Source organism: Pedomonas sp., assembly GCF_036515995.1.
GTDB lineage: Bacteria > Pseudomonadota > Alphaproteobacteria > Sphingomonadales > Sphingomonadaceae > Pedomonas.
Window position 1 is genome coordinate 12472 of record NZ_DATBUP010000044.1, and the last position, 24849, is coordinate 37320.

The window sequence follows — 24849 nt, forward strand, 5'->3', positions numbered from 1 at the left end:
CCTAGACCCTCTGCACTTTCCTTCAAAAAAACAGCCGAGCGTAAAAAAGCTTACAACCGCACGCGCACAGCGCCATAGACGGCCCGCTTGGGCGCAGGGGCCATCAGCACCTGCGTGCCGTCGTGCCAAACGTAGGCGTAATCCTCGTTGGCCAGATTGTTCACCTGCGCCGAGAGTTCGATGGCGGGCGTCAGCTGATAAGCCGCCTCGAGATTGAGAACGACGTCGTTTCCATAGCGGCGCGTCGCGTTGTCGGGCGCCAGCTCGTAGGACGACTGGCCGTTGCCGGTGAGCGAGAACCGCAGCTGCTCTGTCGGCAGATAGTCGATGCCGCCCGAGAACACGTGCTCGGGCACGTGGTCAATCCAGTTGCCCTTGTTGGCGGGCGTTGCCGGATCGGGCTCTGCGATGATCGCGCGCTGGCGCGACCATGCGGCCCAGAGGTCGAGCTGCGGCAGGGGAGACAGGCTGACCTGCACGTCCGTGCCCCGGCGGCGGGTCTTGCCGAGGTTGTCGAAATCGCCCGAAGGGTCGTTGAGGCGGCGCTTGAACTCGCCCGAGGCGGTTTGCTTCCAGAGGGCAACACGCACGGTCAGCCATTTGTCGAGCGCGTATTTGACGCCCGCTTCCCAGCCTTCGTTGATGGAGGGGTCGAGGTCACGGTCACGCGGCGGCACCTTGTACGCGCCCGAGCCGACGCCGATTTGGAAGGTGCGGCCCCAGTTGCCATAGACCGTGACGCCTTCTGCCGGCAGCACGGCGAGGCTGAACTTGGGCTGGCTGATGGTGCCGTAGTCATTGATGTCGTAGATTGCGCCGATCAGCCGGTCGGTGAAGTCACCCGATACCTTGTCGAAGCGCCACGCCGGGGTCAGCTTCAGCCACGGCGTCGGCTCAAGGATGGCCTGCACGTAGCCGCCATAAACGGTCATGTCGAAGCTGTGGTCGCGGGTCTGGCGCACAGGCGTGCGCCGGTTCGTCTGGAAGCGCAGGCTCTCGTTGTCCTGGATCTGAAAGTCGCCGCCGGCCTCGATCATCACGCTGTGCATGCCATCGATAAACGGGTGGTAGTGCAGCGCGAACAGGCCGCCGTACTGCCATTCCTGCGTCAGTCGCCGCTGCTGGGAGACGTTCTCGGAGAAGCGCACGAAGCGGTCGTCCTTGTAGCCGTTGGCATAGCCTTTGGCGGTAAGCGACAGGGCGTGGCCAAGGTCGGCGTCCAGATGCAGGCTGTACTGCTGAAGCCGCCGCTTGCCGCCGTCCGTCTCGGAGATGGCATAGGACTGGCGGCGGTCCTTGCTCGCGTCCGCCTCGGTCAGATAGCCGGGCTCCTGCGCGTTTGCACGCGAGTAGCGGGCGATGGCGCCAAAGCGCACCCGGCCCATATCCTGAAACCACTTGCCCGCAAGGTTGAGGCGATCAAGGTCCGCGTGGTCGCGGTACCCTTGTGTGTCCCGGTAGCCGACGAAATAGTTCTGGCTGAAACCGCCTTCCGTCTCATGGCCGGCCGAGACCTGCCCCTCGTAGGTGCCGTAAGCGCCGGCAAGCGCCCGGGCGTCGAGGTACGTGCCGCCGATGCGGGTGAGGATGTTGGCGTTGCCCGCAATGCTGTGCAGGCCGTGGCGCGGGTCTGACGTGCCGCGCACCAGTTCGATGCCGGCAATGTCCAGCGGCATCACCATGTCGATGAAGCCCATGCCGCCATCATTGGCATTGGCGGGAATGCCGTCGATCAGCAGCTTGACGGCGTTGATCTCGCCCTCGCCGTTGAAGCCGCGAATGGAGAAGCGGCCCGAGGTGGTGCCCTGATCGAAGTCCGTCAGTGTCACGCCCGGCAGGCGCGCGAACATTTCCCAGGTGTTGTTGACGCTCTGCCGCTGGGCGATGTCTCCGCCCAGCACGTCGATCGAGGTGAGCACGCCCACGGTCGAGCGGGCCATGCCCGTGGCGGTGACGACGATGTCGCCGACCGAGAAGTCGGTATTCTGGGCCTGTGCGCAGGGCGCAGCAAGGCTTATGGCGGCCAGAACGGCGCCAGAGAGGCATTTCATGATGGGGTATCCCCGGTTTCAGGCGCGGGCGGCAGGCGCATGGCCTGCCGCCTCGGGATCAATGCGTTGGTGTGCGCGGGTTCGAGAAAGCGGCTCTAGGCGGTGCGGCTGACGAGGCGGCGCAGCTTCTCCAGAGCGACCTCGCGGGACTCGTGCATGTCGATGGTGCTCACGAATTGTCCGTTCGCATCCATCAGAAACACGGTGGCCGTGTGGTCGATGGTGTAGTCGTCGTCGCCCTGAGACACCTTCTCGAAGAACACCCGGTAAACCTTGGCGATCTGCCGCAGCTGCTCGTCCGTGCCGGTGAGCCCGATGATCGGAGCATCGAACAGGGTGAGGTACTGCTTGATATCCTCACGCCCGTCTTGCTCCGGATCCACCGACACGAAGACGATGTTCAGCCGCTCGGCCTCCGGCCCCAGCTGCTTGTGCAGCATGCTGAGGTCATTGAGGGTCGTCGGACACACGTCCGGGCAACGGGTGAAGCCGAAGAAGATCGCGAACGGCTTGCCCTTCAGGGTTTCGTCGGTGACGGTGCGGCCGTCCGGGTCCGTCAGGGCAAACGGGCCGCCGATGGCCGGGCGCGTTGCCGTTGCCGCCTGCGGTGTGGTCGGCGTGTCGGCGCGCTTGACGGCGAGGGTTGCCCCAAGGCCCACCAGCGCCACCCCAACGACGGCCCACAGGATTCGGCGCACCCGCCGCAGGGCGGACGGGCGACTGGTCTCACCGGTGTCCGTCATGTTCGCCTGCCTTGTGCCCATCGGACTTGTGTCCGCCGTGGTGTTCTTCCGCCTTCGGCTTGGCAGCAAGGCTGTCGACCGAGAAGGAGACCTCGACCTTGCCCGCCCTGGCGAACTCGAGCGTTGCGGGGATGGACTCGCCTGCCTTGAGCGGCTGCTTGAGGCCGATGAGCATGATGTGATAGCCGCCCGGCTTCAGCTCCAGCTGGCCGCCGGCGGGCACCTCGACGCCCTCCTTCTGGTGGCGCATGCGCATGATGTTGTTTTCCATCGAGACGGAATGGATTTCCAGCCGCTCGGCGACCGGCGTCGAGCCGCTGACGAGGCGGTCGGCTTCCTTGCCGCCGTTGACGATGGTGAGGTAGCCCGCGCCCGTCTTGGCGCGCGGCGCGGTCTCGCGCGACCATGGGTGCTTGATGGAAATCTCGCCGACCTTGTAGCCATGGGCGAGCGCCACCGGTGCAGCAAGGGTGGAGAGGGCCAGCACGGCCGTCAGCGCGTATGCGAACTTGTTCATGGGTTCGTTCCGTTCCCCGGCGCGCGAGCACGCGCGCCGCAAATCATTGAAAAAGGGTCTTCAGGGTCAGGCGAAGACGGGAACGGGCGGGGCGCGCAGCGGCGGGCGCAGGCGTAGACTCTCACGCCGCAGAACTGGCGTAGAGGGGCGGCGGCTGGACAGAAGGATGAAGGTCAGCGCAACGGCCAGGAGCGCCATCGGCGCTGAGGGCAGCATCGGCAGGCCAAGGTTGGCAAAGACGCAAGGGGCGGCCGTGGTGCTGCCCGTGTCTGCACCGTCCTGAGGCGTGCCGTCCGGGCTGAGGACGGTGGTGACCAGCCCCTGCTCGCCGCAGACGGTGACGACAAAGCCGCCGTCCTGCCAGTCCGGCATGAAGCCGCCCGGAATGATCGCCCGCCAGAACAGCGCAAGCAGCGCCGCCAGCAGTATGGCTGCCGGCAAGGGGTGCTGACGCTTGTGGCGGGTACGGGTCATATACCTCTCATAGCTCGGCTTTTTTGGAGAGCAAGCTTCCCTGCTGTCGCAGGCGTCGCCGCGCAGACGGATTGCCGGATCAGGCGATCCACAGCCTGAGGACTAACGCAACGAGGCTGACGACGGCCAGGCCTGCCAGCCACAGGCCGACGAACCACAGTAGCCGCTTCCACAACGGGCCGGGCGTCTTGGGAGGTGGCGTGGAAGACGGCGGCGTCGAGTGTGGCGGCTGCGGGGTGGGGCGCATCAGTGATAACCCTCATGGCCCACCTTGCCGCGGAACACCCAGTAGGCATAGCCGGTGTAGGCAAGGATGATGGGAATGAGGACGCCCGCGCCCACCAGCATGAATACCTGGCTCTTCTCCGGGGCCGCAGCCTGCCAGATCGTCACCTGATCCGGCACGACGTAAGGGTAGAGACTGATGCCAAGGCCGATGAAGGTGAGGGTGAACAGGATGAGCGAGAGCAGAAACGGCCAGCGCTCCCGCTTGCGCTTGAGCGCGAAGTAGAGCGCAACGGCGGTAACCGCTACCAGCACCGGCACCTGCGCGGTGAACAGTACATTCGGCCAGTCGAACCAGCGCTCGAAATAGGCATTGCTGAGGTAAGGGGTTGCACCGCTGACGACGGCGATCGAGATGAGCATCAGCGCGGCAAACCAGCGGGCATAGGCGCGCGCCTTGGTTTGCAGCGTGCCTTCGGTGCGCATGATGAGCCAGGTGGACCCCAGAAGACCGTAACCGATGACGACGGCAACGCCGGTAACGAGGCTGAACGGGGTCAGCCAGTCCCACCAGCCACCCGAATAGATGCGGCGCTCAAGGTCGATGTCGATGCCCTGCAGCACCGCGCCGAGGATGATGCCCTGCGACAGCGCCGCCACCAGCGAGCCGCCGAAGAAGCCCATGTCCCAGAAGGCGCGGTGGCCGGGGTCGCGCCAGCGGAACTCGAAAGCAACGCCGCGGAAGATGAGGCCGAGCAGCATGGCGATGAGCGGGGCATAAATGGCGGGCAGGATAAGCGCATAGGCCAGCGGAAAGGCGGCCATCAGCCCGCCGCCGCCCAGGATGAGCCAGGTCTCGTTGCCGTCCCACACCGGGGCGATGGTGTTCATGGCGACGTTGCGCTCTTCCCCCACATGCAGGGTCGGGAACAGGATGCCGATGCCGAGGTCAAAGCCGTCCATCACCACATAGGCGAAGACCGCAAAGGCGATGACGAAAGCCCAGACGACGGTCAGGTCGAAGTTGTATTCCATCTCGCGCCTCACTTTGCCGGTTCGGTGGGATGAAGCGAACGGTCGGGGTTGACCGAGGGGGCGGGCGTGATGCCGGCGGTGCGGATGGGCCGGTCGGGCCCTTCCTCGACGCCGGGCTCGCCCGCATGCGGCGCGTGACCCATCAGCTTGATGAGATACCACGTGCCGACGCCGAACACCGCAAAGTAGATGACGACGAATGCGACGAGCGAGGTTGCAACTGCGGGGGCGCCGAGCGGCGACACCGAATCCGCCGTTCGCATCAGGCCATAGACCGTGTAGGGCTGGCGGCCGACCTCTGTCGTCACCCACCCGGCGATGACGGCGACGAACCCGGCCGGGCCCATGGCGAGCGCAAACCGGTGCAGCAGCGGCCAGTCGTAAAGGCGCTTGCGCCAGCGGGCATAAAGGCTGAGGGCGCCGAGTGCGACCATCAGGAGGCCAAGTCCGACCATGATGCGGAATGACCAGAAGACGATGGGCACCGGCGGCCATTCCGAGCGATCTACGCTGTCCAGCCCCTTGAGCGGCGCGTCCAGATCATGGTTGAGGATGATGGAGGAGGCGTTGGGAATCTTGACCGCGCCATGCACCGTGGCCGCTTCCTGATCGGGAATACCAAAGAGGATGAGCGGTGCGCGGCCCTCCGGGTAGCTCTCGAAATGCCCCTCCATCGCCGCGATCTTTATGGGCTGATGCTTCAGTGTGTTCAGGCCATGGAAGTCGCCTACGACCGCCTGAATGGGGGCAACGATGGCGGCCATCCACATGGCCATGGAGAACATGATGCGCGCGCCCTCGTTGGCACGGTCGCGCAGCAGGTGCCATGCGCCCACGCCGCCCACCACCAATGCCGTGGTCAGGTACGCGGCCAGAACGGTGTGGACGAGGCGATACGGAAAGCTGGGGTTAAAGATGATGGGCAGCCAGCTCTCGCCCGGCATGAACTGGCCATTATCGGCCAGGATATGGCCTTGCGGCGTCTGCATCCAGCTGTTCACCGACAGGATCCAGAAGGCCGAGATGAAGGTGCCGATGGCGACCATCAGCGTTGCCGCGAAATGGAGCTTGGGCCCCACACGGTTCATGCCGAACAGCATGACGCCAAGGAACCCTGCCTCGAGGAAGAAGGCGGTCAGCACCTCATAGGCCATGAGCGGGCCGATGACAGGCCCGGCCCTGTCGGAGAAGACGGACCAGTTGGTGCCGAACTGGTAGGACATGACGATGCCCGAGACCACGCCCATGGCAAAGGCGATGGCGAAGATCTTCAGCCAGTATTTGAAAAGGTTAAGGAACACCTCCCGCTTGGTGAAGAGCCACAGGCCCTCCAGCACGGCAAGGTAGCTGGCCAGACCGATCGAGAACGCCGGAAAAATGAAGTGGAAGCTCACCGTGAAGGCGAACTGTATTCGGGCCAGCAGCAAGGCGAGTTCAGAGTCAGCCATGGTTAGGTCCCTGCTCTCTCATATAGCCCCCAGGCTCTTCCCGAGCATGTAGAGTGCAACAAGGAAGATCAAGGCGGCAAAAGCGCTCTGCAGCGTGCCGCTTCCGGCGGCGAGCCGGGCAGCGGTTTTAACGCCGAGCCGTCCACCGACCACTCCGCCTGCGATGAACGCGGCGGCCAGCATCCAGTCAACGAGGCCGGACAGGGAATAGTTCAGTGCGGTTGTCAGCCCGAACGCCGTAACCGCCACGAGTGACGAACCGATGGCGTTGAGGATCGGCATGCCGGTGGAGGCCGTCAGGCCGGGGACGATGAGGAAACCGCCCCCAATCCCGAAGAAGCCGGAGAAAATGCCGGTGCCAAGACCCATGCCCAGAACCTTGGGCGCTTTTTCCCGGTTGCACTCCGCCCCTGGGGTGCCGGGGTCATGGCGGCGCAGCACCATGACGATGCCAACGCCGATCATGACGAGAGCAAAGAGGGCGAGCAGCTTTTGCCCGTCCACGGCCTTGCCGATGGTGGAGCCGGCCAGCGCGCCCAGGACGCCCGCGGCCGTGAACAGCCCCGCGCAGCGCCACTTGACGTTGCCTGCCCGCGCATGGTGCACCAGGCCGGTCGCGGCATTGGCCGCCACGGCGAACGCACTGGTGCCGATGGCGACGTGCGGGTTCGGAACGCCGACAAGATAGACCAGCAGCGGGACTGCCAGAATGGAGCCCCCGCCGCCTGCCAGCCCGAGGATGAACCCCACGAGGCTGCCCGATCCTGCGCCCAGCAGATATTGCAGAGGCTCCAGCATGTGCGCCAACCCGGTTACATCTCAGGGCTGACGAGCCATTCGCGGCCCTTCAGCATTCCGTGCCAGTAGATGGGGGGCAGCATCGCGGCCTTGAGGAGCCATGCCTTGCGTGTCGGCCGTGTGCCGTCCAGCACCCACTTGGGGAAGGTCGGGGCCAGCTTGCCGCCGTAGCCGAATTCAGCCAGCACAATCTTGCCGCGCTCGACAGTGAGCGGGCAGGAGCCGTAGCCGTCATACAGCGGCGCGGGCTCGCGGCCTTCCAGAACCGCCAGCGCATTGACGGCGACGATGGGCGCCTGCTTGCGCGTGGCGGCAGCCGTCTTGGCGTTGGTGGTGTTGATGGCATCGCCCAATGCAAAGACGTTGGCGTACCGGGCGTGGCGCAAGGTGGCGGGATCGACCTCGATGAAGCCGCTGGCATCCGCAAGCGGGCTGCGGCGCACGAATTCGGGCGCACGCTGCGGCGGCACGGCATGGAGCATGTCGAATTCGCGCTCGTAGCGGACGGTCTGGCCGTCCGCGTCGTTGCGGGTGAACGTGGCGATACCGCGCGGGCCATCAACGGCCACCAGTGTCGAGCCGAAGTTGAGCCCGATGCCGTAGCGCTGCACATATTCCATGAGCGCCGGGACGTAATCGGCGACGCCGAACAGGGCCGCCCCGGCCAGATGGAACTCCACTTCCGTGTCCGCCAGAGTGCCTGCTTCCCGCCAGATGTCGCAGGACAGGTACATGGCCTTCTGCGGGGCCCCCGCGCATTTGATCGGCATGGCAGGCTGGGTGAACAAGGCGCGCCCGCCGCGCAGCCGCCGCGCCAGTTCGTAGGTGTAAGGAGCGGTATCGAACCGGTAATTGCAGGTCACGCCGTTGCGCCCGAGCGTCTTGGACAGCCCGGGAATGGCCTCGAAATCGAGTACGATGCCAGGCGCGGCAATGAGCACGCCGTAGCTGACGGTCGAGCCATCCTCCAGCTGCACCTCGTTTGCTTCGGGCGCAAAGCCGGTGACGGCGCGGTTGATCCAGGTTGCCCGGTCCGGAATGACGCTGGCCATCGGTCGCCGGGTCTCCTCGGACCGGAAGACACCGGCGCCGACCAGCGTCCAGCCGGGTTGATAGAAATGCTCAAGCGCCGGGTCGATGATCGCCACCGACAAGGAGGGGCGGCGCTTGAGCAGGCTGGCGGCCGCGGCGATGCCGCCGCTGCCGCCGCCGACCACGACAATGTCGAAGCATCGGGCAGAGTGCTTTGGCGCGGACCGTTGCACAGAAAGGCGGGCGCGCAGGCCTGCGAGGTCATAGCCCGCCGCAGAGGCTGCGCCCAGAATATCAGCTGCCGGACGGGACCCGGCGCTGGCCAACGCCCACAGCATGGCGGCGCGGGTGCCGCTGCGGCAGTAGGCGAGAACGGGTCCGTTGGCGTCCGCGAGCACGTCGCCCATGCGGGCGACGTCAGCGTCCGCGATATTGCCGGTGGTGACGGGGATATGGGCAAAGCCGAGGCCGTGCTGCGCGGCGGCGGCGGCAATGGCGCTGGCATCCGGCTGGCCCGCCTCTTCGCCATCCGGGCGGTTGCAGATAATGGTGGTGAAACCGGCGGCGGCTGCGCGTGCAAGGTCGTCCTCGGTCAGCTGGCCGCAAACCGAGAACTCGGTGGTCAGGGTTTTGAATGTCATGTCGTGTCTTCAGAGCGTATCGAGCGGGATTTTCAGGTAGCGGACGCCGTTGTCCTCCGGCGCAGGCAGATGCCCGCCGCGCATGTTCACCTGAATGGACGGCAGAATGAGCCTGGGCATAGACAAGGTCGCATCCCGCGCCGTGCGCATGGCGACGAACTCGTCCTCGCTCACGCCATCGTGGACATGGACATTGCCCGTTTGCTGCGCGCCAACCGTGGTCTCCCAGGCGTAGCTGTCGCGGCCGGGGGCCTTGTAGTCATGGCACAGGAACAGGCGCGTTTCGGCTGGCAGGCAGAGCAGGCGCCGGATGGAGCGAAACAGCTGACGGGCATCGCCCCCGGGGAAATCTGCGCGGGCGGTGCCGTAATCGGGCATGAACAGGGTGTCGCCAACGAACGCGGCATCACCGATCACGTAGGCCATGTCCGCCGGGGTGTGGCCGGGTACATAAAGAGCAACGGCGTCCAGGTTGCCGATGCGGAAGGTGTCGCCGTCAGAAAACAGCCGGTCAAAATCTGAGCCGTCACGGGAAAAGTCGGTGCCTGCGTTGAACACCTTGCCAAAGATCGCCTGAACCTGAACGATTTCGCGGCCAATGGCGAGCGTGCCGCCGAGCATCTGCTGGAGGTAGGGGGCGGCTGAGAGATGGTCGGCATGGGCGTGGGTTTCCAGCAGCCACTCAACCTCTATACTTTCGTTTTTTATGTAACTGATGATGCCATCGGCGGAGCGGGTGCTGGTGCGCCCTGAGGCAGAATCGTAATCAAGCACGCTATCGATAATTGCGGCGCGGCGGGTTTCCGGACAGTGCGCTACATAGCTGACGGTGTTGGTCGTCTCGTCGAAAAACGCCTTGATGATTGGCTGCTTGGCAGGAGACGTGCGGGATCGTTCGATCTGGTCTGCTGCATGGCGGAGAGGTCGGTCAGACACAGCGGGCTCCCATTGAATCGGTTACGATTTATTAATTTATGAATTTATGTAATTAAATGGTCGGCTTGCGTCAACCCAATTGCGGTGCCATGTTCCGCGGTATGCAGACTGAGCCGATATCTCCTGTAAATACGCCGCATCCGAGCCTGAGGATCGGCGACCGGGCCCCTAATTTTCGCGCGCGCAGCACCCTGGGTGATGTGAGCCTTGCGGATTATCGGGGCCGATGGCTGATGTTCTTCTCGCATCCCGGGGACTTCACGCCGGTCTGCACCAGCGAGTTCGTGGCCATCGCACGTGCCGCGGACCGGTTCGCCGCCATGGATTGCGCCCTGCTCGGATTGTCGGTGGACAGTCTCTATTCCCATCTGGCGTGGGTGCGCTCGATCCGGGACTCGTTTGGCGTCACCGTCCCCTTCCCGATCGTGGAGGACCCGTCCATGGCCATTGGCCGCGCCTATGGCATGATTGATGAGACGGCCCGCGATGCATCGTCGATCCGCAGCACCTATTTCATCAATCCAGAGGGCATCATCCGGTCAATTGTCTGGTATCCGGCCAACGTCGGCCGCTCGGTGGAGGAATTGCTGCGCCTGCTGGCGGCCTTGAGACAGACGGAAGACGGGTCGGTCATGTCTCCTGAAGGCTGGCGGCCGGGTGATGCGCTGTTGATGTCGCCTGTCCAGACGCAGGCCGAGGTGCTGGCCGAGACCCGGCCGGAGCAGCCTTGGTTTTGCAGGAAAGCTGAGAAATGACGCCGCTTTATGCCTCTCGCCCGGCAGCGGAAGCGGCTGCGGACCGGCTGCGCATCTACGCCCAGCCGCAGCGGCTGATGATTCTCTCCTTCCTGAAATCGGGCGAGCATACGGTCGGCGAAATCGAAGAGGCGACCGGAATTACCCAGCCGGCGCTCAGCCAGCAACTTGCGGAACTGCGCCGCGCTGAACTGGTGACCGCTCGCCGCGAAGCCAAGAAGGTCTGTTACCGGCTGGCAAGCGACTGGGTGCGCCAGTGCCTGCAGAGCATCGAGGCGATGACTGGAAGCGGCCAGGGCGAGAACGATGATCGGGCGCGCCCTCTTGTGCTGTCACAGCCGGCCCGTCCGCAGCCAAAGCGGCCCAGCGGTGCCGCGGCGTTCGCGATCGTCGATTAAGGTTGACCCCTTAAAAGGCTAATTTCTCTACTCCTTAACGTGCAAGGCCGCCCCGGTGGTGGCACCAAGGCGGCCTTGTCTTCCCAGAGGGGGGAGGGAAGCAAAGAGGCTACTTGCGCAACTCCATGGTGCGCTCGTCCAACTGGTAGCGCGACATGATGCCGACGCTGGCGAGCAGGAACAAAGTGGAGAAAACGCAGTAGCAAAGGGTGATGCCCAAAACGGCGCTTTCGGGCTGGGTGACGGTCTCGCCCGCCTTGGCCTCGATGTAGCCGAACAGGCCCAGGATGATGCCGGTCGTTGAAGCGCCGATGGCCTGCCCCAACTTCTCGACCATGATGTAAAGGCCCGCCAGGCTGCCGCCGATATGCTGGCCGCTGGTGCGGTAGCCGTATTCGATGGTGTCCGGCAGCATGGACTGGGAGATCATGACGATGCCGCCGTTGCCAAGGCCCGCCAGGAGGCCGATGGCAATGATGATCCACTCTGCCGTGCCGGGGCCGAACGGCCACCACAGCACCCAGGTGAAGGCCGTGAACACGCCGGCGAAAAGATAGGTCATGCGTTTGCCGTAGCGCTTGGCCATCCACAGCCAGAACGGCTGGGCGCAGACCGTGCCGATGGTCAGCGTGAGGTAGATGACGCCGAGCCAGGCGTCGGACATCTCCAGCCGCCGCTGCACGAAGAAGGCGGCGGAGGCCGTGTGCAGGCCGGCGGCGCTCAGCAGCATGAGCTTTGCGCCCTGAAGGGTGAGGAACGGCTTGTTGGAGGCGGCCAGCTTCATCTGCTCCTTGTAGGAGAGATGCTTGGTACCGACGGCCACTTCGCGCTGGCGCGCGCCGCGGGTGAACCAGAAGCAGGCCATCAGCACGGCGAAGATGCCAAGGCCCATGATGATGCCCATGGCGCGGTGACCGGCAAGGCCGCCGCCGAAATAGGCGATGAGGAAGGTGGTGGCCGAGCCGCCCGCCATGTTGCCGAGCGAGCCGTTGATGACGCGGAAGGACATCATCTTGGAGCGCTCGTGTGGGGTGTCGGTCATCTCCGCTGGCATTGCCATGTAGGGCACGGCGAAAATGGCATAGGAGGTAGCGTGCATCAGCAGTAGCGCCACCAGCATGGCGATTGCGCCCGATTTGGTTTCGGCGATCGGCGCGTTGAAGGCCAGCATGAAGGTGAGGCCGCAGGCAAAGGCGCCGGCGAACAGATAGGGGCGGCGGCGCCCCCACTTGGTGCGGGTGCGATCGCTGAGACCACCGAAAATGGGATCGGCAATGCCGTCATAAATCTTGGCGAGGCCAAAGATGATGCCGGCCACTGCTGGCGGCACGGCCATGTAGTCGGTCATGAAGCGCAGCAGCAGATAACTGCCGACCATGAAGGCGGTCAGGCCCAGCGTGCCGATGCTCCAGCCGAGCTGGAGCTTGAGGGGCATGGGCTGCGTGGTTCCCCCAGGCGCTGCCCCCGCCGGTTGGGTTGATGTCATGCTGTGGCCTCCCGCTTTTTTAGGCGCAATTTTTTGTGGCCTAAAACAAGCACAGCCGGGCAGCATTGACTGCCCGGCTGTTCAGCTTGTCCGCTGGGCGGATATTAGGGAGGCCCGTGCGATCCTGCCCGGCGGCGCAGTGCCGCAGCTTGGCAGGTCGCCTGGATTACAGATAGACCCACGGGCGTGCTGCCCGATCCGCCTCGCGGAATGCCGAGATCTCGGCGCGGCGCTTGAGAGTGATCTCGATGGCGTCCAGCCCCTCTAGCAGCATTTCCCGGGCTTCCGGCTCCAGGGCGAAGGAAAACTCCTTGCCGTTGGGCGCGCGAACAATGCAGGCTTCCAGATCGATGTTCACTTGGCGGGCGGCGGGATCTGCCTCCACTTGCGCGGCCAGCTCCGCGATGCTGTCTGCGGGCAGCTCCACCGGCACGATGCCGTTGCGCACGCAGTTGCCCCGGAAGATCGGGTTGAAGCTGGGCGCAACGACGGCGCGGATGCCGTATTCGCTCAAGGCCCAGGCCGCATGCTCGCGGCTGGAGCCGCAACCGAAATTGCTGCCGCCCAGAATGAAGCGGGTTCCGGCATATTCCGGCTTGTTCAGCACGAAGTCCGGGTTCAGGTCGCGCCCGCCGATGGCGGTGTAGCGCCAGCCGGCGAACAGACCCTCGGCCAGACCCTGCTTGCCGACCGATTTCATCTCGCGAGAGGGGATGATGATGTCGGTGTCGATATTTTCACGAATGATCGGCGCGGTGACGGCCGTCATCTGACGGAACGGTTCGTTGCTCATGCTGCCACCTCACGCGGATCGGCGATTTTACCGGCAATGGCCGACGCGGCCACGGTTTCGGGCGAAGCCAGATGGGAGCGGGTCTCCGGCCCCTGACGGCTTTCGAAATTGCGATTGGTGGAGGTCACCACCCGCTCCTGAAAGCCCATGGCCTCGCCGCCTGCAAAGAAGCACATGGAGCAGCCCGCCTCGCGCCACTCGAACCCGGCTTCAAGGAAAATCTTGTCCAGCCCCTCCGCCTCAGCGGCGGCCTTCACCTTCATGGAGCCGGGCACGCAGATGGCCTTGACGCCGTCTGCAACCTTGCGGCCCTTGAGGATGGCCGCAGCGCGGCGCAGGTCAGACAGACGTGAGTTGGTGCAAGAGCCGATGAATGCGGCGTCGATCTTGAGCGACTGGATCGCCTGGCCCGCCTCGATCGCCTGGTACTTCAGCGCACGGTCGTAGCTCTCGCGGCTGTCGCGGTGGGAGACGTCCTCGAACACCGGCACGGTGCCGGTGACCGGCATGGCCTGCTGCGGGCTGGTGCCCCAGGTGACCATGGGCGTGACTTCGGAGGCATCGATCTCCAGCTCGGTGTCGAACACCGCGTCCGCATCGCTTTGCAGCTGGCGCCAGCTTGTCACCGCGCGGTCCCAGTCTGCGCCCTTGGGCGCATAGGGGCGGTCTTTCAGATATTCGAACACGACGTCGTCCGCCGCGATCAAGGCGGAGAAGGCAGAAAATTCGGTCGCCATGTTGCACAGCGTCAGGCGGCCCTCAACGTCGAGCGCGCGAACGGCTTCGCCGGCATACTCAACGACGTGGCCCTTGGCGCCGCTGGAGCCGAACTTGCCGAGCAGATACAGCGCCAAATCCTTCGGGGTGACGCCGCTGGCCAGGCGGCCGCTGATCGTGACGCGCATGGTCTTGGGCTTCTTCACGCGCAAGGTGGCGGTCGCCAGCGCATGCTCGGCTTCCGATGAACCGATGCCCCAGGCGAGGGCGCCAAGCGCGCCCTGCGTGCAGGTATGGCTGTCCGGGCAGACCAGCGTGACGCCGGGCAGCACGATGGCGTTTTCCGGTGAAATCACGTGGACGATGCCCTGACGCGGGTCGCCGAGGTCGAACAGCGTCAGCCCCGCGTCCTGAGCCGCCTTGCGGGTGGCCAGGATGAAATTGGTGCCGGTCGGCATGATGGTCTTGTCGGTGCGGCCGGGCAGCGTGTCGACCACGTGGTCCATGGTCACAAAGGTCTGGCGCGGGGCCACGACGGGGCGGTTCGCCGCCTTCAGGCTCTCCAGCGCCACCGAGCCCGTGCGCTCGTGCAGCATGATGCGGTCGATGAGGACAAGACCCGTCCCGCCGCCGAGGTCGGCGACCTGGTGGGCGTCCCATATTTTCTCGAAAGCGGTTTTTCCCACGTGTACCTCCTGTAAGCGCCCAATATAGCGGGCAAGAGGCTCATTTGCTATAATCTTATATCAAAATAGAATTGGTGCCCGACAGCTGAGGATTGCGCTATAGAGCCGGTGTCGTAACAGGGGGCGGAGAGACTGAATGGCAAGCGAGCGCAAAGGGGGGATACCCCTTTACCATCAGATCTTTCTGGTCCTGCGGGATGAAATTCTGAGCGGGCAGCGCCCCTATGACAGCCCGGTACCTACCGAATTCGAGGTGGGCGAGCAATTCGGCGTCTCCCGCATCACGGCGCGCCGCGCACTGGATGAGCTGGCGCTCGAAGGACTGGTGGAGCGTCGCCGCCGCACCGGAACGCGGGTCATATACCGCTCTCCCGCCAAGCCGATCGAGGCGGATATCGATCAGGCGGTCGAATCGCTCATCGCCTTTGGTCGCAACACCAGCGTGCAGGTTCTGGAAATCACCCGCGATCTGGCGGACCCGCTCATCGCCTCGCGACTGCAGGTGGCAGAGGGTGCGGGGGTCATTCGTGCCGTGCGTTTGCGCCAGTTCGATGACGCTCCGCTCGGCGAGATCACCAGCTGGCTGCCGGAGCGGTTTGCAAAGCTGGCAGACCGCAGCACGCTGACCAACACGCCCATGCTGGAATTGCTGCGCGGGGCCGGGGTAAAAATCGGCGGTGCGCAGCAGACCATCGAGGCGCGGGTGGCGGACCCCAACCTTGCCGAACGTCTCGCCATCGCGCCGCTGGCCCCCGTGCTGCGCGTGGAGCGTCTGGTGGAAGACGATGCCAATCGCCCGGTGCTGCTGACGGTCGCCAACTACCGCGCCGACCGTTACCGCATCAGCCTTGATCTGCACACCGGCAGCCGCATCGTCCCGGATATTCACTAGCCTTACGGAACTCAGCGGACACACGCCCTGATCCGGAAGTTACTTTTGCCGGGCCGAGTAAAGGCAGCGGGCCCCCGGTAAATGCGGCGGCCTGCCTACGCGGCGTTAGGCGACTCGGGAACAAGCTCGGCCCTGCCTACCGGAACGCGCCTGCGCACCTCCGGCAGGGGCTCGGTGATGGATGGCCTTCCTGTTTCGATTCATTTACCAGATGATTGTGGCTCGCTTTTACCGGCAACAAGCCGGCGTATGCCTAGAGCCGTAACTTGAGCGCGGCAATTGCCTCAATGCTGAACTGTATCTGACAATGCGAGCGTGGGCATTTCTGCATCTCAGCGTAAATTTTATTCATCAAGCGATTCAGAAACCTCTGCGTTTGCGGTCCATTGCATGCGTGCCCGCGAAATACGTAGCCTAAGCCTGGAAGCGGCCATCAAAAAAACTATTCGCGCACGAGATTCATATTTCTACTTGCATGAACCGATTAGGAAAACGGCATAAATAACTACCTAACGGATAGGCCTGCTGTTCTTCGTTAAGGCCTATTGTTCCCTCTGGAAGATTCCGGTTCAATATCTAGAACAAGGTAATTAGTGGGGAAATTTCAGTATGCGGTTAGCCCTGGTTCAGGGGCGCGTTACGGTGCGCGCAGCGGATGGCCCGGCTCATGAGTATGAGCGCTATTCGATCACGGTGAACCCAGACGGCAGCCGTACGCTGCGCACCCTCACAGTTTCTCCCCAGGGCAGCCTCGTGCGCGATGTCAATCAGAATGTCACGCGTGACTGGCAGCCCACTTCCGGCGCCAGCCGCCTTTACCTGGACGGCCAGCCATGCGGCGTAATTACAAAATTCGTTACCGGGCAGACCATCCGCTCGGTCGTCTACCAGCACGGCAGCGTCGACATCGCCGAATTTGACGCGCCCAAATCGCGCTACTCGCTTGGCTTCCATCCGATCGCTGACGAATGCTGGAAAATGGCGCTCATTCCGCTGGAGACCGGCAAGCGCCACCCGCTGGCGACGCACACCTGCTCGGTGACGTGGAACGGCAAGACCATCGGCCACGGACAACTGGTCGAAAGCGAGGTCGAGTATCTGGGTCTCGAGCAAAGAACCATCGGCGGCGTGGCGCACGAGTGCCGCACGTTCCTGTGGTTCACGCCGTTCAGCAAGGTGCTGAAGATCTGGGCGCTCGGCGACCACTACGCCTTTGCGGGCCTCGAGGTGTTGGAAGGCGGCAACGCCGGGACCGTCTATGAGGTGGCCGCCCTCGAATACGAGACCTGGTGAGGCGAGATCGCTTCCTCTCCAACAACAGGAAAAATAGACATGCAGCAGCGCCCCGGACTTCCGTTTTCAATCCGAGCGGGCTGGGCCGTCGGCAGCATCGTCACAACGACGCTGATCTTCATTACAAACACCTTCTTCCTGCGGTTCATGACCGACTACATCGGTCTGGCGGCCGCGCTTGCTGGCACGCTGCTGGCCGCGACGAAAATCGTAGATGCCTGCATTAATCCTGTAATGGGCCTCGTCAGCGACAACACCCAGTCCCGCTGGGGACGGCGGCGGCCGTATCTGCTGGCAGGCACGTTGCTGGGCGCTCTCAGCCTCATCCTCATGTTCAATGTGCCGATGAGCCTGACAGGCGCGCTGGTGCCCGCCTATGTGTTTGCGGTGCTGGTGCTGGTTTCTGTCGCTTACACCGCTTTCAACGTGCCGTACTTGGCCATGATGGCCGAGATGACCAGCAACCCGCAGGAAAGGGCGCTGTTGGTGTCTTACCGGGTGTACGCGTTGGCCGCGGCACAGTTCATCGTGGGCGGCGGCGCCCCGCTCCTGGTGGAGCGGCTGGGGGCGGATCGCCCGGCCTACGGCGGGATGTCGATGGTGCTGGCGCTGATGGTCATCGCGGTCGGCCTGGTCGCCTTCTTCTCCACCCGCCGCGCGCCGGTGACCGAACTGCAAGCCGCTGCCAAGTCGCGCTTCTGGTCGGCCCTGCCCACGCTCTTCCGCAGCAGGCTCTATGTCGCCGTGGTGCTGGTGAAGGCAACGTTCCTCATCGGCTCGACTGCGCACACTGCCACTGCCACCTACTATGTGCGCTACGTGATGCAGGCGAGCGAGTCGACGCTGAGCCTCTTTCTCCTGGTCTACTCGCTTGGAATGGTTGCCTCGCAGGCGCTGTGGCTGAAACTGATCGGTCGCACGAGCAAGGTCTTCGCCTTCATGGGCGCCGCCAGCATTTATACGATCGTCAGCATCATCTGGGCCTTCCTGGGCGCCCATGTGCCGACGGAGGTATTTATCCTGCTCTCGGCGATCAACGGCATTGGTGCGGGCGGCCTGCTGCTGACCAGCGAGTCCATGCTGCCGGACGCCATCGAGGATGATTATCGCCTCTCCGGGCTGCGCCGCGAGGGCACGCTCGCCTCGCTCTTCACTTTTGCCGAGAAGGGCGCCAACGCCATCGGCATCGCAGGCGTTGGCTTCGCATTGTCCTTCTACGGCTATGTCGCGCCGCCACCGGGCGAGACTCTGAGCGAGGCTGGCCTCCAGGCCATCCTGTTCGCCTTTGGCCTGATGCCTGCGATTTTTGTCGGGGCCAGCACGCTCTGGCTCCTGATCCTGCGCCGCCGCCGGGCCGCAGCAACTGCGAGTTGAGACCGCACGGCAACAGGAACGAGCGGCGGGACGTCTGATGAGGCGCTCTTCGGTCGACCCGCCACCCAAACACGCCGGGCAAAGGAAGCAACGACACCGGCGGCAGTCACCGGAAGGGCCGGGAGGGGCCCGCAATAAAACGACGATTAGTCAACAGGGGGACTTTCCAGTCATGTCCAGTACCAAGTTACGTTCGTATTTCTTGCTCGCCGGGGGGTCGCTCCTGCTCGCGGCCGCACCCGCCATGGCCCAGACCGCTGGGGCTCCGGCAGCCGCAGCTGCTGCCGGCGAGGCCGCCAGCCTCGACGCGATCGTGGTGACGGCCCGCAAGCGCAGCGAAAGCCTGACCGAGACGCCGGTTGCCGTGACGGCGCTCACCGCTGCCGACCTGAGTCAGCGGGGCATCGTCGACTATTCAGGCCTCAACGACTTCGCGCCGGGCTTCCGCTACGAGACGCAGGGCTCATCGGTTGCCACCCGCGGCTTCAACACCTTTGTGGTACGTGGTATCTATCCGGGGTCTGACTCGCCCGAGCGTCAGGCCGTCTCCGTCTTCGTCGATGGCGTGCCCGTTGGCGGCGGCGGCGCCATCCCGGGCCTGACGGACGTAAGCCAGGTGGAAGTGGTCAAGGGGCCCCAGTCGGCCTATTTCGGCCGCTCGACCTTCGCTGGCGCCGTTAACTTCATCACTCGCGCGCCGGGCTTTGATACGCGCTTCAACGCAGACGTAACACTGGGCAACTACGCGGGTCGCGAAGTGAAGGTGGCGGTTGAGGGCCCGATCGTCGGCAACATCCTGGCAGGCCGCCTGTCGGCACGCCACTATCATGCCGGCGGCCAGTACGACAACTACAGCAACGAGGGCAAGCTGGGTGAGCGCGAGACCAATTCGTTCGCAGGCAGCCTCTTATTCACTCCCTCGGACGATCTGCGCATCCGCGCCAACTATACGGGCTGGGAAGACGAGGACGGCCCGGCGGCGCAGGCCTACCTGCTGGCGGGCGACTACAATTGCGACGCCAGGGGCGGCACGACGCTGAACTACTTTTGCGGCGCAATTCAGAAAGCCCCGAAGGAGCGGATCAGTCAGTATACCGGGGCACCGGGAGCGGTCTTCGGCGGTCTTGCCGAGCGTAACCAGGTCTATGAGTCTGACTTTCTGAATTCGCCGGGCCTGCACCGCAAGGCGCACCAGGGATCGATCGCACTGGATTACGACCTGCCGGCCGGTTATTCATTCAACGCGAATTACGGCTTTGGGCGCAACAAGTGGGGTCATATGGTCGATACGGCCAACCGCCCAGGCGCCTACGCATGGTTCATCATTCCCTATGACATCAAGAACCAGTCGGCGGAACTGCGCATCGCCAGCGACCAGGAGCTGCCGTTCAAGTTCCTGTTCGGTGGAAACTGGTTCAACCAGAAGACGCTGACGGGCTCGTTCTCCAACAAGAGCCAGGATGCGGCCGGCGTGCCGGTCGGCCTGTTCAACCGCGGCCAGGTGCTGACCCGCACGACGACGGATACCTACGGTTTGTTCGGCTCGCTGGGCTATGACTTCACCGACGCACTGAGTTTCAGCGTCGAGGGTCGTCTGCAGTGGGACGAGATCTCGCAGCAGGCGCTGTCACCGCTTGGCGACAAGCTGTCGGGCACCACCCGTTCCTTCACGCCGCGCGCAATCCTGCAATACAAGATCGACCGCGATCTGAACATCTATGCGTCCTACTCAGAGGGCACCCGCCCGTCCCAGTTCAACGCCGGCCTGCTTGGCCTGTCGGCGAGCGCCCGGGCCCAGGTCGAGGCCCAGGTCGATGTCCCGCTTCAGGTGGACGAAGAGCGCCTGCGCATGGGCGAATTCGGCGTGAAGGGCAACTTCTTCGACGGCCGCCTGCAACTCCTCTCGGCTCTCTACTATGGCAAGTGGCAGGACAAGCAGATCCAGGTATCGGTCGGTTACTTCGATCCCAATTACCGGACCATCCAGCTGCTGCTGCCGCAGGGTGAGGTCGAGGTGTACGGTATCGAACTGGAAAGCAAGTTCGCTGTGACCCCTGAGCTGCGTCTGGAAGGCACGCTTGCCTACAACGAGACGGAGATCAAGCGGACCAGCTGCACCGAGTGCGGCAACATCACTGGCGATACCAATCCGGTCGGCAACCGGCTGCCGCGCTATCCGGCCCTGACCGGTACCGTCTCGCTCGATTACCAGAAGCCGATCAATGACGACTGGGTGGGTTATGGCCGCACCGACTTCGTCTACACCGGCAAGCAGTATGCGACCGAAGCGAACAAGGCATGGACGTCCGATCGTGGAATTGTGAATGCCCGCATCGGTATCCACAATGATGCATACCGCTTCGAAATCTGGGGCAAGAACATTTTCGACAACAAGACCCCGGTCAATATCGGCCGCGCAGGCGATACCTTCACCGGCGCCAACGCCATGATCGTCGGTCCGGCAGAGCGCGCGACCTACGGCATCAGGGTAGCTTTGACCTACTAGTGTCAGGATGACGGATGGCGGCGCCTGCTTTCTCCAACGAGGAGGCGGGCGCCTGCTTTTTGCGAGCAGGTGATAGCATGACAATAGACCGTCGTATCTTTCTGGGAGGTGCCGTCGCCATGGGGGCCACCGCCGCGGCGCCGGCGCTGGCCTGGAGCGGCGGCTTGCCGGACGTCTGGGCGCGCCATGGCGCCATCGCCCGCAGCGGCGGGCAGATGCACTATGCAACGTTGGGAGACCCTGCCAATCCCGCCGTGGTGCTGCTGCCCAAGCTCGGCGGCTGGATCGCGGACTGGCGGCACGTGGCTCCGCGCCTGGCCGAGCAATATTACGTGATCGCCATCGACCCTCCGGGCCACGGCGGGTCCCGGTTCCTCGGGCATGCACCCTATGTGCAGACACTGGCCGAATCAGCCTCCGCCGTATTGGCGACGCTGACATCGCTGGGCATCCAGCGGTTTTTCGTTGTCGGAAACTCGTTGGGCGGATGCATCGGGGTCATGCTTGCGGCCTCCTGGCCGGAGGCGGTTGCGAAGCTGGGGCTGGTGAGCACTGCTCTTTACGGAAAGCAGTCTCTGGCGGATATCAGGATAGCCGACCAGTCGCCGCGCCCCGGCAATTATGATGCCGACTGGAACCCGTTGCCCCGCACGCTCGACCGCACCGCCAAGACCTTCGGCATGACGCCGCAGATCAATGAAGAGCTCAACCAGAGTCGGGCGGTTGCGGGCAAATGGGTGCGGGCCTCCGAGCGCGGCGTGATGATGGGCGGCGTCGCGGCGGCTCTGCCGCGGATCAAGGCGCCGACGCTGCTGGTCTACGGCTCGAGCGGCTCCTACCTGAAATACCAGCAGGTGGCTCGCGAGCGGATGCAGAACCCTCGCATCGTCACGCTGGCGGCCAAGGGCTCGTTTGTGCACCAGGAACTGCCTGAGGAGACGGCCAGGGTGCTGCTGGATTTTCTCGCAGAAGCCTGAAAGGAAGGCGGCCCGGGGCTGTCCGGGGCCGCCTTCTTGAAGCGTTCGGGCTTTTACCGGGCCCAGATGCTCGGCTCCCGGTGCCGCTCCGGATGACGGACGAAGATGTTCGCCGGCCGGGGCAGGCCAAGATTCTCCCGCAGTGTGGCGCCTTCATATTCTGTGCGGAACAAGCCACGCTTCTGCAAGATCGGCACAACATGCTCGACGAAATTGTCGAGGCAGTCGGGGAGGGTGTTGGGCGCCAGGGCAAAGCCGTCGCACGCCCCGTCCCGGAACCAGTCCTCGCACATGTCAGCGATCTGCTCGGGCGAGCCGGCGAGACTCCAGCTGGCACGTGAAATGCTGACACGCCGGGCCAACTGCTCGATCGAGAGATTTTCCTCGCTTGCCATGGCGAGGATCTGCCTCTGGACGGACTGGCCACCGTTGGTCAGGGCAATGCTATCCGGCAGAGGCCCATTGAGCGGGTAGGATGACAGGTCGATCCCGCCCAGCAGCATCTCGAGGCGTGCAACGGCCAGCTCGAGTGGAATACGCTCGAGAAGATCGCGTTCAGCCCTGCGGGCTTCTGCTTCCGTCGAGCGCACCATGAGTTGGCAGGACGGCAGGATGGCGACCGATGATGCGTCTCGCCCGAAGGCTGCGATGCGCTGCTTCATGTCGGCATAGAACGCCTGGGCTCGGGCCTTGGAGGACTGGGCCGTGAAGACCATGTCCGCCGTGCGGGCGGAGAGTTGCATGCCCGGCTCGGACCCGCCGGCCTGCACAATGACCGGATGTCCCTGTGGCGGACGGCAGACGTTGAGCGGACCCTCGACGCTGAAGAACCGCCCCTGGTGCGCCAGGGCATGCACCTTGTCCGGATTGAAATAGCGCCCGGCGGCCACATCCTTCAGCAGGGCATCGTCCTCCCAGCTGTCCCACAGTCCCTTGACCACGTCGACGAATTCTTCAGCGCGTGCGTAGCGGTCGTCGTGCGCCACATTGGATTGACGCCCGAAATTCCGCGCTTCGCTGTCGGTCGTGGAGGTGACGACGTTCCAGCCCGCCCGGCCGCCGGTGATGTGGTCGAGCGAGGCGAAGCGGCGGGCGAGTGCATAGGGCTCGTTGTAGGTAGTGGATGCGGTTGCGATGAGGCCGATGTGCTCGGTCACCATGGCAAGCGCGCCGAGCAAGGTGGTCGGCTCCAGTTTGCCGCTGTTGTCGGTGGCGGCAAAGGCGTCGCGGCCGGGAATATGATGGTAGCCCTGGGCGTCGCCCGCAAAGAAGACATGGAATTTCCCGCGCTCGGCCGTCTGGGCGATGCGCGCATAAAACTTAACGTCATGGAGGTCTGCCGGGCCGTCGGCAGCATAGCGCCAGCCGCCGGGATGGGCGCCGCTGTTGTGAATGAATACAGCCAGCTTCATTTTTTTATTCTTCATGAGTTCCTCCTACTCAACCCGTTCAGACCGGCCGTCGATGCACATGAACATGCGGCTGTCATTGTCATTCAGCGTTACGACCTCGCCACTGCCCACATGGATGAGGTCCTCCAGATGAAAGCGTCCCACTCCGACATTCATCCAGGTCATGTCGCAGCTCAGCACGCTGCCATCGACCAGCTCGAACGGTGACAGGGAATTGCCGGGATGCGGGTGATCAGTATGCTCCAGCCCTACTGAGTGAATGGAGCAGCCGCTGAAACTGTCGTTACCTGCCGCCTGGATATGGCCGACGACAGCGCGCTCGATGTCGCTCGACATTCGTCCCGGTCGGAATTCCTGCAAGGCGGCATGCCAGCCCCGGCGCATGGCGTTGTAGCGGCGCAGCTGTTCCGCCGTGGGTTCGCCAATGACGGCAGTCCGGCCGATATCGCTGGTGTAATGATCAAACTCGGCCGTTGCGTCGAACGTGACATTGTCTCCGGGTTGCAGCGGTGTTGCCTTGGGCATTCGGCCGACGCCGGGGCGATAGGGCGTGATGAGCAGGAAGACCGGCCGGCCTCCGAGAAGGGGGACGGTGGACCAGAACGCCCGTTCTGCCTCGGCGCATGTGGCGCCGCCTGCAATGGCCTCGGCGGCATTCAACAGTCCGATTTCCGTCTTGCGGGTGGCCGCACGCATGAGGCGCAGCTCCTCCGGGGTCTTAACCATGCGAATATCGCGCAGAAGATCGCGCGCGTCGCGGAACTGGAAGCTGGGTGCAGCCAATGCCTTCACGTCCATGCCAAGACCGCGATCGTCAAAGCCGATGGTGGCCCCAGACAAGCCGAGCTCTTCCAGATAATCAGCGACAGCCTCGGCATGGTCTGCGGGAATAGGGTTCTTTTCATCATCTGGATCGACCGGGCGGGCGCCAGGGCCGATTCCGGGCTTGCGCCGATACGGGCGGATCACTTTCATCCAGGTGCCGTCGCGCTGCTGCGGTTGGGCGCTGTCGGTCTCGACGGTAATGACGGCAGGCTCGAGCCGGCGATCGCGGGGAAGGACGACTAGGGCAAGATCGCCGAAGCCCCAGGATGCATCCGTTGCCCAGTTGCTGAGGTAAAAGACGTTGATGGTCTGGGAGGCCACAATCGCCTCCAGTCCATGCCGATCCATGAGCGCATCGGCGCGGTCACGATTGAGTAACATAGCCCCCCTCTTCGAAACTCCGGGAGTATCTTGAGGGAAAATATATCAGCCGGGCTAAAAACTTTGCGTGCGGTGATCGCTAGTCGATTATTCTGCAACTAATCCGTAGTTCTTATTTACGGAGTGGTCGGCATCGGCTCCATAACGCCGTTAACCTGCGCACTGTTCGAGCTGTTTGGCCTGCGATGGATGCGGCATGCGCCTAGCCCGCTCAAGGTCCACCTGAAGCGATCTTGGCGTATCGGACAGCTGCTCGATATCCAAGAACACACGTTATCCCAATCTGGTGCTCAAGCATGAGCTGATTGTAGTGCTTGGCGCCGTCCTAGTTGCTCGGCACCACCGACGGCGAGCCTTGGGGTACTGTTCGCTCGGGCAGGCGTGGCGCAGCGGCAGGGCAGGGGCTGCGGCTAGAAAAAATAGGGCGCCGGTCCTGAGGGGAGGAAGAGGACCG

Annotated in this window: 21 protein-coding genes; 7 read left to right on the plus strand and 14 right to left on the minus strand. The window is 63.9% G+C overall.

Features of this window, described 5'->3' with window-relative positions; genetic code table 11:
* Positions 1–50 precede the first annotated feature (50 nt).
* From VIG90_RS03650 to VIG90_RS03690, 9 genes are all read right to left on the minus strand, one after another.
* On the minus strand, positions 51–2051 hold the full coding sequence (locus VIG90_RS03650; protein ID WP_331592081.1) for a TonB-dependent receptor: 2001 nt from the start codon (positions 2049–2051) through the stop codon (positions 51–53).
* A gap of 95 nt (positions 2052–2146) precedes the next feature.
* Complete coding sequence (locus tag VIG90_RS03655; protein WP_331592082.1) at positions 2147–2794, minus strand: SCO family protein; 648 nt, start codon at positions 2792–2794, stop codon at positions 2147–2149.
* Positions 2778–3311: a copper chaperone PCu(A)C gene (locus VIG90_RS03660; RefSeq protein ID WP_331592083.1), complete on the minus strand. Its 534-nt coding sequence runs from the start codon at positions 3309–3311 to the stop codon at positions 2778–2780. The genes VIG90_RS03655 and VIG90_RS03660 overlap by 17 nt, the downstream gene beginning before the upstream one ends.
* A 66-nt stretch (positions 3312–3377) precedes the next feature.
* Positions 3378–3785 carry a hypothetical protein gene (locus tag VIG90_RS03665; protein ID WP_331592084.1) on the minus strand — a complete coding sequence of 136 codons (408 nt, stop codon included), beginning with the start codon at positions 3783–3785 and terminating at the stop codon, positions 3378–3380.
* Between the two features lie 246 nt (positions 3786–4031).
* Positions 4032–5045, minus strand: a complete 1014-nt coding sequence (gene cydB, locus VIG90_RS03670) for a cytochrome d ubiquinol oxidase subunit II (protein ID WP_331592085.1) — start codon at positions 5043–5045, stop codon at positions 4032–4034.
* Between the two features lie 8 nt (positions 5046–5053).
* A complete protein-coding gene (locus tag VIG90_RS03675) occupies positions 5054–6493 on the minus strand; it encodes a cytochrome ubiquinol oxidase subunit I (protein ID WP_331592086.1) in 1440 nt (479 codons plus the stop codon).
* Between the two features lie 18 nt (positions 6494–6511).
* On the minus strand, positions 6512–7291 hold the full coding sequence (locus VIG90_RS03680; protein ID WP_331592087.1) for a sulfite exporter TauE/SafE family protein: 780 nt from the start codon (positions 7289–7291) through the stop codon (positions 6512–6514).
* 14 nt (positions 7292–7305) lie between these two features.
* On the minus strand, positions 7306–8964 hold the full coding sequence (locus VIG90_RS03685) for a bifunctional protein tyrosine phosphatase family protein/NAD(P)/FAD-dependent oxidoreductase (RefSeq protein WP_331592088.1): 1659 nt from the start codon (positions 8962–8964) through the stop codon (positions 7306–7308).
* 9 nt (positions 8965–8973) lie between these two features.
* Positions 8974–9900: an MBL fold metallo-hydrolase gene (locus VIG90_RS03690; protein ID WP_331592089.1), complete on the minus strand. Its 927-nt coding sequence runs from the start codon at positions 9898–9900 to the stop codon at positions 8974–8976.
* 101 nt (positions 9901–10001) lie between these two features.
* On the opposite strand from VIG90_RS03690, the gene VIG90_RS03695 reads away from it, so the two are divergent.
* Positions 10002–10655, plus strand: coding sequence for a peroxiredoxin (locus VIG90_RS03695; protein ID WP_331592115.1), 654 nt, complete (start codon positions 10002–10004; stop codon positions 10653–10655).
* Positions 10652–11053: a metalloregulator ArsR/SmtB family transcription factor gene (locus VIG90_RS03700; protein ID WP_331592090.1), complete on the plus strand. Its 402-nt coding sequence runs from the start codon at positions 10652–10654 to the stop codon at positions 11051–11053. Before VIG90_RS03695 ends, VIG90_RS03700 begins: the two co-directional genes overlap by 4 nt.
* 109 nt (positions 11054–11162) lie before the next feature.
* Here the strand turns inward: VIG90_RS03700 and VIG90_RS03705 are convergent, their stop codons facing one another.
* The 3 genes from VIG90_RS03705 to leuC form a co-directional block, all read right to left on the minus strand.
* Positions 11163–12539: an MFS transporter gene (locus VIG90_RS03705; protein WP_331592091.1), complete on the minus strand. Its 1377-nt coding sequence runs from the start codon at positions 12537–12539 to the stop codon at positions 11163–11165.
* A gap of 166 nt (positions 12540–12705) precedes the next feature.
* The gene (gene leuD / locus VIG90_RS03710; protein ID WP_331592092.1) at positions 12706–13332 is read right to left on the minus strand and encodes a 3-isopropylmalate dehydratase small subunit; all 627 of its coding nucleotides are present in this window, start codon (positions 13330–13332) and stop codon (positions 12706–12708) included.
* A complete protein-coding gene (gene leuC / locus VIG90_RS03715; protein WP_331592093.1) occupies positions 13329–14735 on the minus strand; it encodes a 3-isopropylmalate dehydratase large subunit in 1407 nt (468 codons plus the stop codon). Before leuC ends, leuD begins: the two co-directional genes overlap by 4 nt.
* Before the next feature lie 136 nt (positions 14736–14871).
* Between leuC and VIG90_RS03720 the strand changes: the two genes are divergently transcribed.
* The 5 genes from VIG90_RS03720 to VIG90_RS03740 all read left to right on the plus strand — a co-directional run bounded on the left by VIG90_RS03720 (position 14872) and on the right by VIG90_RS03740 (position 21777).
* Complete coding sequence (locus tag VIG90_RS03720) at positions 14872–15627, plus strand: GntR family transcriptional regulator (RefSeq protein ID WP_331592094.1); 756 nt, start codon at positions 14872–14874, stop codon at positions 15625–15627.
* Positions 15628–16236: 609 nt separating this feature from the next.
* Positions 16237–16920 carry a hypothetical protein gene (locus tag VIG90_RS03725; RefSeq protein WP_331592095.1) on the plus strand — a complete coding sequence of 228 codons (684 nt, stop codon included), beginning with the start codon at positions 16237–16239 and terminating at the stop codon, positions 16918–16920.
* A gap of 39 nt (positions 16921–16959) precedes the next feature.
* Positions 16960–18294 carry an MFS transporter gene (locus VIG90_RS03730; protein ID WP_331592097.1) on the plus strand — a complete coding sequence of 445 codons (1335 nt, stop codon included), beginning with the start codon at positions 16960–16962 and terminating at the stop codon, positions 18292–18294.
* Between the two features lie 172 nt (positions 18295–18466).
* Positions 18467–20800, plus strand: a complete 2334-nt coding sequence (locus VIG90_RS03735) for a TonB-dependent receptor (RefSeq protein ID WP_331592098.1) — start codon at positions 18467–18469, stop codon at positions 20798–20800.
* 77 nt (positions 20801–20877) lie between these two features.
* On the plus strand, positions 20878–21777 hold the full coding sequence (locus VIG90_RS03740; RefSeq protein WP_331592099.1) for an alpha/beta hydrolase: 900 nt from the start codon (positions 20878–20880) through the stop codon (positions 21775–21777).
* A gap of 53 nt (positions 21778–21830) precedes the next feature.
* On the opposite strand, the gene VIG90_RS03745 is transcribed toward VIG90_RS03740, so the two are convergent.
* Together VIG90_RS03745 and VIG90_RS03750 are read right to left on the minus strand one after the other, a co-directional pair.
* Positions 21831–23204 (minus strand): LLM class flavin-dependent oxidoreductase, encoded by a 1374-nt coding sequence (locus VIG90_RS03745; protein WP_331592100.1) that lies wholly within the window; start codon positions 23202–23204, stop codon positions 21831–21833.
* A gap of 9 nt (positions 23205–23213) precedes the next feature.
* Positions 23214–24395: a Xaa-Pro peptidase family protein gene (locus tag VIG90_RS03750; protein ID WP_331592101.1), complete on the minus strand. Its 1182-nt coding sequence runs from the start codon at positions 24393–24395 to the stop codon at positions 23214–23216.
* Between the last annotated feature and the right edge of the window lie 454 nt (positions 24396–24849).